Origin of the sequence: Stieleria magnilauensis (assembly GCA_007753675.1) — a bacterium.
Lineage (GTDB): Bacteria > Planctomycetota > Planctomycetia > Pirellulales > Pirellulaceae > Stieleria > Stieleria magnilauensis.
Map to the genome: position 1 here is coordinate 4,754,450 of CP036432.1, position 13,584 is coordinate 4,768,033.

Annotated in this window: 4 protein-coding genes; 3 read left to right on the forward strand and 1 reads right to left on the reverse strand. The window is 58.3% G+C overall.

The genetic code is table 11. The features are described from left to right. Nucleotides 1-12: 12 nt before the first annotated feature. Nucleotides 13-2,847, reverse strand: coding sequence for a leucine--tRNA ligase (gene leuS, locus TBK1r_RS16755; RefSeq protein ID WP_145212883.1), 2,835 nt, complete (start codon nt 2,845-2,847; stop codon nt 13-15). Between the two features lie 168 nt (nt 2,848-3,015). Here leuS and TBK1r_RS16760 point away from each other — a divergent pair, with 168 nt between their 5' ends. From TBK1r_RS16760 to TBK1r_RS16770, 3 genes are all read left to right on the forward strand, one after another. Further along, nucleotides 3,016-3,633, forward strand: a complete 618-nt coding sequence (locus TBK1r_RS16760; protein WP_145212886.1) for a thymidine kinase — start codon at nt 3,016-3,018, stop codon at nt 3,631-3,633. Between the two features lie 371 nt (nt 3,634-4,004). Continuing rightward, nucleotides 4,005-5,453 carry an outer membrane beta-barrel protein gene (locus tag TBK1r_RS16765; protein ID WP_419581424.1) on the forward strand — a complete coding sequence of 483 codons (1,449 nt, stop codon included), beginning with the start codon at nt 4,005-4,007 and terminating at the stop codon, nt 5,451-5,453. 77 nt (nt 5,454-5,530) lie between these two features. Continuing rightward, on the forward strand, nt 5,531-13,483 hold the full coding sequence (locus TBK1r_RS16770; protein WP_419581425.1) for a cadherin-like domain-containing protein: 7,953 nt from the start codon (nt 5,531-5,533) through the stop codon (nt 13,481-13,483). The last annotated feature ends 101 nt before the right edge of the window (nt 13,484-13,584 follow it).

Below are 13,584 nucleotides of genomic sequence, written 5' to 3' on the forward strand. Positions count from 1 at the left end.
GACGCCCGACGGTCATCCCTTGACCACAAGGTTCACCAACCGGCCGGGCACGGCGATCTTCTTGACGACGTTCTTGCCCTCGAGCATCGATTGAACCCGCTGGTCCGCCATGGCGGCTTCGATCATTTGGTCGGGTTTCGCATCGGGCGCGACTTGAATCTTCGTCTTCACCTTGCCGTTGAACTGCACCGGTACTTCGATCGAACTTTGCACCAGCGCCGACTCGTCCCACTTCGGCCAGCTCTGCTGCGCGATCACGCCGTCTTGGCCCAGGATCTTCCATAGCTCTTCGCACAAGTGCGGTGCGTAGGGCGACAGCAGAATCAGGAACGACTTCATCGCGCTGATCGGACGTTTTTCCGCGCGGGTGAAGAAATTGGTGAACTCCATCATCCGCGCGATCGCGGTGTTAAAGCTCATCGCGTCGGTGTCCTCGGTGACCTTTTTGATCGTCGCGTGGAGCATCCGGTTCTGTTCTTCGTCGCAGGGCTCTTCGGTGAGCGCCGACTGCAGCGCGTAGTCGTCCTCTTGATCGTCGACGATCATCCGCCAGACGCGATCCAAGAAATTGCGGACACCTCCGACACCGGCCATGGACCAAGGCTTGGTCGCTTCCAGCGGCCCCATGAACATCTCGTACAACCGCAGCGAGTCGGCACCGTACTCGCTGACGACGACGTCGGGATTGATCACGTTGCCGCGGGCTTTGGACATCTTGTGGGCTCGGCTGTCGACCTTGATCGACGGATCCGATTTCAACACAAAGCCTTCGCCCTTCTTTTCGACGTCTTCTTCCGGGACCGTCTTTGACGCCACGACTCGACCGTCTTTGGATTGACGCCCGCCGTCGGGACTTTTTCGCACCTCGGCGGCGGAGACCGGATTGCCGGCTTCGTCAAAGAAGGCGCTGTATTCGACATCACCCAAGATCATGCCCTGGTTGACCAACCGGACAAAGGGTTCGGGCGTCGACACGTGGCCTCGATCGAACAGCACCTTGTGCCAGAACCGCGAGTACAACAAGTGCAACACGGCGTGTTCGGCACCACCGACGTACAAGTCGACCGGCATCCACTCGGCCTGCTTTTGCGGATCGACCAGCGCGGTATCGTTCTTGGGGTCGATGTAGCGCAGGTAGTACCAGCAGGACCCGGCCCACTGGGGCATGGTGTTGGTTTCGCGGCGATACCGTTTGCCGTCGATCTGGACGTACAACCAATCGTCATCGGCCTTGCCCAGCGGCGGTTCGGGTTTTCCATGGGGTTTAAAATCTTCCAACTCGGGCAGACGCACGGGCAACTCCGCGGGGTCGACGCCACGCATTCGACCGGTCGGATTCCCGTCGTCGTCGAGTTCGTGCAGGATCGGAAAGGGTTCGCCCCAGAAGCGTTGCCGGCTGAACAACCAGTCGCGCAGTTTGTAGTTGACGGCGGCCTTGCCCAAGCCGTCCGCTTGCAGCGAGGCGGTGAGTTCCTGTTTGACCTCCTCGGTCGACTTGCCGTTCATCGGTCCGCTGTTGATCGCGATGCCGACCGCGTCGTAACACGCTTTTCCGGCCAGGATGTCGTCTCGGTTTTCGGCGTCCGCGGGCGGGTCGACGACGGCGATGACTGGCAATTCGTACTTGACCGCGAATTCAAAGTCGCGTTCGTCGTGCGCCGGGACGGCCATGATCGCACCGGTTCCGTAGCCGGCCAAGACATAGTCGGCGACCCAGACGGGGATCGGAGCGCCGTTGACGGGATTGATGGCGTGGCTACCGGTGAACACGCCTGTCTTTTCGCGGTCGCCCTCGGTGCGTTCACGATCGGATTTGAACGACGCTTTCTCGCAGTACGTTTTAACCGCTTCGGATTGTTCCGCCGTGGTCAATCGATCCAGCATCGGGTGCTCGGGCGAGACCACCATGTAGGTCGCACCGAACAGCGTGTCGGGGCGCGTCGTGTAGACACGCAGCGCGTCGTCACCGGGGCTGGCCGGCAAGGGAGCCTTGGACCGCTCGGATTTCCACGCTTCAAATTTTGCGGCGTCGCCGATGAAGAAGTCGACTTCGGCGCCGGTGCTGCGTCCGATCCAATCCGACTGTAACTTTTTGATCCCGACGGGCCAGTCCAACGCGTCCAGTCCGTCCAGCAATCGCTCGGCATAATCGGTGATCCGCAGCATCCACTGGCGCAGCGGGATGCGTTTGACGGGGTGGCCCCCGCGTTCGCTCTTGCCGTCGATGACCTCTTCGTTGGCCAGCACGGTGCCCAGCTTGGGACACCAATTGACCAGGGCGTCGTCCAAATAGGCCAGCCGGTGCGCGTCGATGTAGTCGGCGACGGCCGATTCGCCTTGTGCTTGGATCTCGTCGGGGATCGGCAGTTCGGCGATCGGGCGACCTTTCTGGGCGTCGTGGTCAAACCAGGTATCGAACAGGACCAAAAAGATGAACTGGGTCCAGCGAAAGTACGCCTCGTCGGTCGTCGCCAACACGCGATCCCAGTCGTAGCTGAAACCGAGCATCTTCAACTGCCGCGTGAAGTTGTCGATGTTGCGTTGGGTTTGAATCCGCGGGTGTTCGCCGGTTTTGATCGCGTGCTCTTCGGCAGGCAACCCGAAGGCGTCGAATCCCATCGGGTGCAATACGCTTTCGCCACACAGGCGGGCGTAACGGCAGACGATGTCCGTCGCAGTGTAACCCTCCGGGTGGCCGACGTGCAGCCCGTCACCGCTGGGATAGGGGAACATGTCCAGGACGTAACGTTTTTTGGGACCCGGTTTCTCGGGCGTGGCAAACGTTTTATGTTCTTCCCAGTAGGCTTGCCAACGCGGTTCGATTTCGGCGGGATTGTATCGCGGCATAGGAGTCGAGCAAAAAAAGGGGGAAATCGGCGTGTCAGACGCGTGCAGAGCGAAATTCTAAGGATTGGCGGATTTGACGTAAGTCTTGGCCGGAAAATATGTGGGATCGGCGTCGATCGCTCAAACGCGTTAAAAACTCAGCAACGAGCGGATACGAGAGCGGGATTCATGGCAAAACTGTACTTCTACTACTCGACGATGAACGCGGGGAAATCCACGACGTTGCTGCAGTGCAGCTACAACTACCAGGAACGCGGGATGAAGACGTTGATCTTGCTGCCCGAAATCGACACCCGCGACCAGGCCGGCAAGGTCACCAGCCGGATCGGACTGGCGGCCGACGCGGTTACCTTCAACATCGCCGACAATCTACTGTCCCTGGTTCGTCACCGTCACGATCGCGAAATACTGCACTGTGTCTTGGTCGACGAAGCACAATTCCTGACCGGTCGGCAAGTCAAACAATTGAGCGATGTGTGCGATCAACTGGACGTCCCCGTGATGGCGTATGGATTGAGGACCGATTTCCAAGGAAACTTGTTCACCGGTAGCGAAGTGTTGTTGGCTTGGGCCGATACCTTGACGGAAATCAAAACGATCTGCCATTGCGGTCGAAAAGCGACCATGGTGCTGCGGATCGACGATGAGGGGCACCCGATCAAGGACGGCCGGCAGATTCAAATCGGCGGGAACGAACGTTATCTCTCGGTCTGCAGGAGGCACTTCAAGGACGGCATGTGTGAACGAACCGCCGACGAACTTCCGTTACTAGATGTACTGGAGTGATCGTTTTGACCGTTTTTCATGCGATAACGATCAGCTGTTGACCGATTGAATCCATTTTTAAACAGAGGGGGGGCGTAGAAAGAACGGGCGTAAGATGCACGCTTGCAATGTATCGCGGCGGGCTGCGAAGAAGGCCCTGCCGCAAACAGAGCGGTTGCTCATTCTTTAATGCATCTGGAACTATCGTGTTTGTTTTTCACACCTCGTCTTCGCACGCGAGCCTACCGGCACGAAAGCCACCAAGCCGTCCGACAAGACAGCCACCAAGGCTGCCCGAGCATTTAAAACTGATGTTAGTGACCGGGCTCCTGGTAGCCACGGCGTCTCAAGTTCGAGGCGAACCCCCGCTGTCCCCCGCCTTCGAATTTAACTTGGAGACGTTTTCAGATACCGACAATCTGCCGCTTACAGAAGTCATCGAAGAAGAAGAATTGGCGTCGTGGTTGTTTGAGCAGCGTGACCCGGCGGTTTCAGAATCGGACCAAACCTCAGTCGTCGCAGCAGCCGTCAGCAATACCGTGGCCGAGCAGTCGCCGGCGATCGAAATTGAAGCCTCGCTCGCGTCGAGCCGACGAGTGACCGAATCGGTACCGGAGGCGATGAAGTTAACTCATGACATCGACCATCATTCTGGAGACCTATTACCAGAATGGCCGGCGTTGCGTCTGGGCGGCTGGTTCGCCCAAGGCTTCACAGGCAACGTCAATCGCCCGTCAAACGGACTGAATCGCCCTGTTGTGTTTAACGACTTGGCGAACAAGTTCTCGCTTCACCAAGCTTATCTTCATGCACGTACAGACCTCTACAGCCAAGGCAACGACTGGAGCCTGATCGCGGGCTTGGATGTGAATTATGGTTACGATTCCCAATACTTGACGGTTCCCGGACTAGAGCGTCATCAAGACGGAACACGCAAACTTAACTCTGAAGATAGCGACTACGGACTCAGTTTCCCTCAATTGTTTTTTGAGCTCCGAACGAAACTTGGCGACCGACCTCTCACTTTAAAACTCGGACGCTTTCTTTCGCTGACCAGTTCCGAAAGTCTGGCGTCACCGGCCAACGCCCTCTACTCGCATTCGTACTCGTTTTCATATGCGAACCCCTTTACTCAATCCGGCGTCTTGGCGGCTTATCAAACGAGCCCCGGGACGACGTGGTTCTTAGGCTATAACCAAGGTTGGGACAATTGGCGCAGTCGGTCGAACCGGTGGGGGATTCTGTCCGGCATTGCACTTCAAGACGCGGCAGACCATCACGAATTCAGATTCTTCGCACACCTTGGCGAAGACCTAACGAACGCCCTGACAAATTCGACGCCGATCACGGGCAGCCGAAACTCGTTCCACGCAACCTATCGCCGAGCACTCCATCGCCGGCTTCGATACGTCGTTGATGCGGTTGCCGGATCACAAGAGGACGCGGTCATCGTCGTCCATCCAGCGATCTCACAAGTCAGCTTTCGGACCGCACGATGGTACGGGCTGACACAGTATTTACATTGGACTGCATCCGATCGCACCCGAGCATCGCTACGCGTTGAATGGTTCCGTGATGCTGATCATAGCCGCATCGGGACGCCGGTTGAGTTCGACCCGGGCGGCCTCGTTCTCAACGGCGGCGACTATTTTGGATTGACGGCGGGATGCCAAACCAGACTCTTCCCCAATGTACTGCTCCGCCCGGAAATCCGTTGGGACTGGTCGAACACTCGCGGCAGCGGCACCGTTCCCGGAGGCGATCCAAGTGTACGTGCCTTCGGCGACCGAACCGACGCCGAGCAACTGACGCTCGCTGCGGACTTTATCATTCAATATTAGCAATGCGTCGGTCGGCTCGATCCGCCTCACTCACGACGCAAGCCATCAACTCACGCTCTCTCAAGAAAGGACTCTTGATGCCTAGGAACCGCCGAGCTCGACGCAACGGATTTGAAGCATTGGAACGACGGCTTCCCCTTGCGATCGACACCTACTTCGTGGACCTGTCGGGAATCGGACCGACAGATATTTTTGGACCGACAGCTGGTGGCGAGGTTCAGGAAGTTTTTGTCAACCACCCCAAGAGTGATGGTGGAGTGATCAGCACGTCTTATGATCATGAACGGCAGAACCAGCCGCCCCGACTGACCGACCCGCCTGAGTTTGAGTTTGATTTGGGAGACGGCGATCATTTCGTTTCCTACCCGCCACCGGGTCTGCTCTGGACCGTATTCGATCCCGAAGGCGGGCAAGTCACGATCGTACCAGGCGAAGTGATCAGTGTCCTCGGCGCGACGGTGACCGTGTACGTCGACGGCAGCTTTCTTTATGACCCCTCGACCAGCGAAGCGATCTTGTCACTTCAATCGGGAGAAGTGGTGGAGGACCAATTCGACTACACGGCAGTCGACCCTGAGGGATTGACGACGACGTTCACTGCGACAGTTCGTGTGACCGGGACGAATGACGGCCCTTCGCTCAATACATCCGTCATCGCAACGGTAGGTGAAGGCCGATCGTCTACTCTCACCGCCGAAGTGCTCGACGGGTCAGATCCAGACACTCCCACGGACCAACTGGTCTATCATGTTTCCACCACACCGGCGCATGGACAACTCGAACTCACCGGTCAGGTCGGAATTCAAGTCTCGACCTTCACCCAGGCCGACGTCGACAACCATCGTGTGATCTATGTTCACGACGGCACCGAGACGACTGCGGATCAGTTTGCCGTAACGCTTCATGACGGTGGACTTGACGGAACGGTTCCGGCGACGGGGACGGTCGACATCGCAATTTTCCTGTTGAATGACGCTCCGGGAAGAACCGGAGCCTGGCCGAGCACCATCGACGCCCCCGAGGATGGATCCGCCTACATTGACTTGAGTGCGATCGAGGTCTTCGACGCCGAAAACAGTGATCTGACCCTGATGCTCGAGACGGCGGGCGGAATGTTGATGTCAAACCCACAAGACGATGTGGTGGTCAATGGCAGCGGGACGTCCCAGTTGACCATCGCGGGTCGCCCCGACGATTTAAACGAATTCCTGGATCTTTCGAATGGAATCTTGTACTCACCGCCGCAAAATGCCTCCGGCCCCGAAGCCGATCGTCTGACCGGCTCTTTGTCTGACGATCAATCAACCACGACTTTGGGTACCGCGACGATCCGCATCGAGAATGTCAACGATGCAGCACAAGTCATCTCCTTAGAGACGACCGAACTGAGCTTTCAGTCCGGGGCCATGCCGGTCACCCTCAGCCAAACCATCGACGTCTTCGATCCAGACCACTCAACCATGACGGGTGCAGTGATCGCGTTCTCCACGTTTTATGTTGCCGGTGAAGACGAACTGACGTTTAGCAACCAGAGCGGGATCTCAGGCAACTTCGATGCAACCACCGGCACGCTCACGCTGGCGGGGGCTGCATCCAAGGAAGACTACGTCGCTGCCCTGCGAACGGTGCACTACAGCAACGACAGCACTTCCACGACCCCGGGTAAGCGAACCGTCGCCTTCTCGATCGATGACGGCACCGGTCTGGGCCCGCAACAAACGCGCAACATCGCAGTCTCCGTAGGCCCCCCGCCGTTGCTGACCCTGGACGCAGACAACTCCGGGGGAGCGTCGCCAGATGTCTATCGGACGTTTGTCGAAAACTCCAGTGTCCTCCTGCTCGCCAATCAAAGCGGCATTTCCGATGGCGATGACCTTCAACTGGAAGGGGCAGAGATTTTTCTCACCGAAACATTTGATGGCAGCGACGAAGGCCTGACGCTCGCCGGAATGCTCTCGCCGGACATCATCGTCGATTCGAGCTCTAATTCTCAACGAATTGTGCTTCGAGGTACCGCGTCACTGGCATCCTACGAACAGGCAATCGATGCGGTGGGCTACTACAACACCTCCGAAAACCCGAACACGACCGAGCGACGTATCGAATTCACGGTCAACGACGGTGGATCCGACGGGCCGACCGTCGCGGCGCTGGTGTCCATCGAGCGCACCAACGACCTGCCTCGCAATGCCGGTGGACTACCGAGTGAATTCCTCGTGACTGAAGACGTCCCGACCTACATCGACTGGGGAAGCTTGTCTTTGGTGGACGACGATGACGACCCGCTGACGCTGCAATTGTCCGCCGGCTCCGGCACTCTCGCTGCCGTCTCCGGCAACGGCGTCATCGTCAGCGGCAGCCATACAAATAAACTCTCGCTCTCTGGAACCGTTGACGACCTGAATGCCCTCCTCGATCAGCCCAATCGCATCGAATACCTGGGCGCAAACAACCTCTACGGAAACAAAATCGATTCCATCACCGCCTCGGTGGTCGACTTGGATAATCTGGTGGTCATCGGGTCGGCCGATGTGACCATCAATGCAGTCAACGATCCGCCGGCACTTGCGACCAACAACCCCGCTACAGTCGACGAAGGCGACACCGTCGTAATCAATGCGACCAACTTGGATGAAAACGATCCCGATGATGAAGGTTCCGGAATCCACTACAGCATCCTATCGGGCCCCTCCAATGGACACTTCGAATTCACGGCGATCCCACTGACCCCCATCAGCTCATTTACCCAAGACGACGTCAATAACGGGCGTGTGACCTATCGACATGACGGCTCGGAAACGGCGTCGGATCTCGTCCGCCTCGCCCTGGCCGATGGCGGAGAGAACGGGGCAATGACCGTCGAGTTCGACTTCATTGTCAATGTCTCGGCTGTCAACGACGACCCGTACAACGACGGCGGGACTTTTTCGGACGCGGCCGTCACCGAGGACATGGCAAGCCCGATCAACCTCAGCGTGCTGAATCTTGTCGACCCGGACGCTCCGGTCAGCAACCACCAACTGACATTGAGTGTCGAAGACGGCTCACTCCTTCTCACCGGCGTACCTACCATTGACATCCTCGGAAACGGTACCGGAACGGCCACGCTTGTCGGCTCGCTGAATGACCTCAATGCATACTTGGACAACCCGTTAAACCTGAACTACCTCGGCGGACTCAATCTGTTCGGTGACGATGCCGACCTGCTGACGGTCACGATCAACGATGGAGGCAACTCCGGAAACGGTGGTGGCGACGATGTCGCTTTGGCTTCGATCAACCTAGACATTGCGGCGGTCAACGATGCTCCAACCAATGTCGGTGCATTGCTAACCGATCTGAACGTCATTGAAGACTTGCTGAGCCCGCTGAATCTGAGCGGGCTGGAGATTGCAGACGTCGATGTGGCGACCAACGACCTGACCGTTACCATCAGTGTGGCCAATGGAACCCTGCAACTGGTCGTTGATCCGTCCGTCGTCCTGACTGGCAATGGAACCGGGACGGCGACGTTGACCGGAACCTTGACCGAACTGAACAGTTACCTCGACGTTCCGACGAACATCCATTTCCTTGGGGCGCTCAACGCCGCCGGCAACGACGCAACGCTGCTCAGTGTGACCGTCAACGATAATGGAAACACCGGCAGCGGTAGCGGCAGCGATGTCACCCTCGCATCGGTCAACCTGGACATTTCGGCCGTCAACGACGCCCCCACCAATGCCGGATCCACACTTTCAGACCTGAACGTCACTGAAGACGTGCTCAGCCCGCTTAACTTGAGCGGCTTGCAAATTGCCGATGTGGATGCCGGCACGAACGACCTGACCGTCACGGTCAGTGTCGCCAGCGGAACGTTGCAACTGGTCGTCGATCCGTCCGTCGTCCTGACTGGCAATGGAACCGGGACGGCGACGTTAACCGGAACCTTGACCGAACTGAACAGTTACCTCGACGTTCCGACGAACATCCATTTCCTTGGGGCACTCAACGCCGCCGGCAACGACGCAACGCTGCTCAGTGTGACCGTCAACGATAATGGAAACACCGGCAGTGGCAGCGGCAGCGATGTCACCCTCGCATCGGTCAACCTAGACATCTCCGCCGTGAACGATCCCCCCACCAATGCCGGATCCACACTTTCAGACCTGAACGTCACTGAAGACGTGCTCAGCCCGCTTAACTTGAGCGGCCTGCATATTGCCGATGTGGATGCCGGCACGAACGACCTGACCGTCACGGTCAGTGTCGCCAGCGGAACGTTGCAACTGGTCGTCGATCCATCCGTCGTCCTGACTGGCAATGGAACCGGGACGGCGACGTTGACCGGAACCTTGACCGAACTGAACAGTTACCTCGACGCTCCGACGAACATCAGTTTCCTAGGGACGCTCAACGCCGCTGGCAACGACGCAACGCTGCTCAGTGTGACCGTCAACGATAATGGAAACACCGGCAGCGGTAGCGGCAGCGATGTCACCCTCGCATCGGTCAACCTGGACATTTCGGCCGTCAACGACGCCCCCACCAATGCCGGATCCACACTTTCAGACCTAAACGTCACCGAAGACGTGCTCAGCCCACTTGACTTGAGCGGCCTGCATATTGCCGATGTGGATGCCGGCACCGACGACCTGACCGTCACGGTCAGTGTCGCCAGCGGAACGTTGCAACTGGTCGTCGATCCATCCGTCGTCCTGACTGGCAATGGAACCGGGACGGCGACGTTGACCGGAACCTTGACCGAACTGAACAGCTACCTTGACGCGCCGACAAACATCAGTTTCCTAGGGACGCTCAACGCCGCTGGCAACGACGCAACGCTGCTCAGTGTGACCGTCAACGATAATGGAAACACCGGCAGCGGTAGCGGCAGCGACGTCACTCTCGCATCGGTCAACCTAGACATCTCCGCCGTGAACGATCCCCCCACCAATGCCGGATCCACACTTTCAGACCTGAACGTCACTGAAGACGTGCTCAGCCCACTTAACTTGAGCGGCTTGCAAATTGCCGATGTGGATGCCGGCACGAACGACCTGACCGTCACGGTCAGTGTCGCCAGCGGAACGTTGCAACTGGTCGTCGATCCATCCGTCGTCCTGACTGGCAATGGAACCGGGACGGCAACGTTGACCGGAACCTTGACCGAACTGAACAGTTACCTCGACGTTCCGACGAACATCCATTTTCTTGGGGCACTCAACGCCGCCGGCAACGACGCAACGCTGCTGAGCGTCACCGTCAATGACAATGGGAATACCGGCAGCGGCACTGGCAGCGATGTCACCCTCGCATCGGTCAACCTGGACATCTCGGCGGTCAACGACGCCCCCACCAATGCCGGATCCACACTTTCAGACCTAAACGTCACCGAAGACGTGCTCAGCCCACTTAACTTGAGCGGCTTGCAAATTGCCGATGTGGATGCCGGCACGAACGACCTGACCGTCACGGTCAGTGTCGCCAGCGGAACGTTGCAACTGGTCGTCGATCCATCCGTCGTCCTGACCGGCAACGGCACCGGGACGGCAACGTTGACCGGGACGTTGACCGAACTGAACAGTTACCTCGACGTTCCGACGAACATCCATTTCCTTGGGGCACTCAACGCCGCCGGCAACGATGCAACGCTGCTGAGCGTCACCGTCAATGACAATGGGAATACCGGCAGCGGCACTGGCAGCGATGTCACCCTCGCATCGGTCAACCTGGACATCTCGGCGGTCAACGACGCCCCCACCAATGCCGGATCCACACTTTCAGACCTAAACGTCACCGAAGACGTGCTCAGCCCACTTAACTTGAGCGGCCTGCATATTGCCGATGTGGATGCCGGCACGAACGACCTGACCGTCACGGTCAGTGTCGGCAGCGGTACGTTGCAACTGGTCGTCGATCCATCCGTCGTCCTGACCGGCAACGGCACCGGGACGGCAACGTTGACCGGGACGTTGACCGAGCTGAACAGTTATCTCGACGTTCCGACAAACGTCCAATTCCTCGGCGCACTCAACGCCGCCGGCAATGACGCAACGTTGCTGAGCGTCACCGTCAATGACAATGGGAATACCGGCAGCGGTACTGGCAGCGATGTCACCCTCGCATCGGTCAACCTGGACATCTCGGCGGTCAACGATGATCCAACCAACATCGGATCCACACTTTCGGACCTGAACATCACCGAAGACACACTCAGTTTGCTTGACTTGAGCGGGCTCGAAATCGCGGACGTCGACGCCGGGACCAACGACTTGACGGTTACCGTCAGCGTCGCCAGCGGAACATTGCAATTGGCCGTCGCCCCATCCATCCTTCTGACAGGAAATGGTACCGACACAGCAACGTTGACCGGAACGTTGACCGAACTCAATAACTACCTCGATCTCCCTACCAACATCAGCTTCCTTGGCGCGCGCGACGCCTCCGGCAACGACGCGACGCTGCTGAGTGTGACCGTCAACGACAATGGGAACACCGGCAGTGGCAGCAGCAGTGACGTCACACTGGCGTCGGTCAACCTGGACATCGCTGCGGTCAACGATGCCCCGACCAACGTCGGCGCGACTCTTTCTGACTTAAGCGTCACCGAAGATTTACTCAGCGCACTTAATTTGAGCGGGCTCGAAATCGCGGACGTCGACGCCGGGACCAGCGATCTGACGGTGACCATCAGTGTCGCGAGCGGAACGTTGCAACTGGTTGTCGATCCGTCCGTCGTCCTAACCGGAAATGGGACCGGGACGGCAACCTTGACCGGAACGCTAGCGGAGCTCAACAGTTACCTTGATGTCCCGACAAACATCGGTTTTCTCGGGGCACTCAACGCCGCCGGCAACGATGCGACGCTGCTGAGTGTGACCGTCAACGACAATGGGAACACCGGCAGTGGCAGTGGAAGTGACGTCACACTGGCGTCGGTCAACCTGGACATCGCTGCGGTCAACGATGCCCCGACCAACGTCGGCGCGACTCTTTCTGACTTAAGCGTGACCGAAGATTTACTCAGCGCACTCAATTTGAGCGGGCTCGAAATCGCGGACGTCGACGCCGGGACGAGCGATCTGACGGTGACCATCAGTGTCGCGAGTGGAACCTTGCAACTGGCTGTCGATCCGTCCGTCATCCTGACGGGCAACGGCACCGGGACGGCAACCCTGACCGGAACGCTAACGGAGCTCAACAGTTACCTCGATGTCCCGACAAACATCGGTTTTCTCGGGGCGCTCAACGCGGCCGGCAACGATGCGACGCTGCTGAGTGTGACCGTCAACGACAACGGGAACACCGGCAGTGGCAGCAGCAGTGACGTCACACTGGCGTCGGTCAACCTGGACATCGCTGAGGTCAACGATGACCCGGTCAACGTCGGCACGCTCCCATCAGATTTGAATGTAGTGAGCGGTTTGCTCTCGAGTCTTGATATCGGGACGATCCAACTGGTCGATGTGGACGCCGCGGGTGGAACCTTGCGTGTCACCATCGAATCATCGCTAAGCCCGCTGACCGTGTTGGCGGGCGGGGGAGTGACTGCGTCGGGTAGTGGTACCAATGCGGTTACCCTGGAAGGAACGGTGGATGACCTTAACACCTACTTCGACGCGCCTGCCAACATTTCACTGTTGCCGCTGTTCGGATTACTCGGAGACAACCAAGACTTGCTTACGGTCAAGGTCAACGACGGCGGCAACACGGGCACCGGTGGTGGATCCGATCTCACCCTCGGCACGATCAACATCGATGTAGTAGCCAGTCCTCCCCCGATCGCCGCTTTTTCATCATCGCCCGATGAGGAGGGGGAAGACGACGAATCGTCGCTGCAGCCTGCGGCGAAAAACTCTTTTGCAGCAGCAAATTCTACAATCAGCCAATCCGCCCCAGGCACCACTAACACGGTCGGTAGCGACCAAGACACGTCAAGTTCGGACTGGATTTTTTCGGCTCCACTTGAGGACCATCCTATCTCAGAATCGCTAATTTCGCTGCTCGCGGACACTCGTCACGGCAATGACAGCGTCGGCGAGACTTAAAAAACTATCGAAGCTCGTTTGCGACGTCCGGCAAATCACGCGATCGGCCGGAACTGTAGAGGCATTCGCCGCCGCAAGGTGAACGCGGCGGGGCAAGGAGG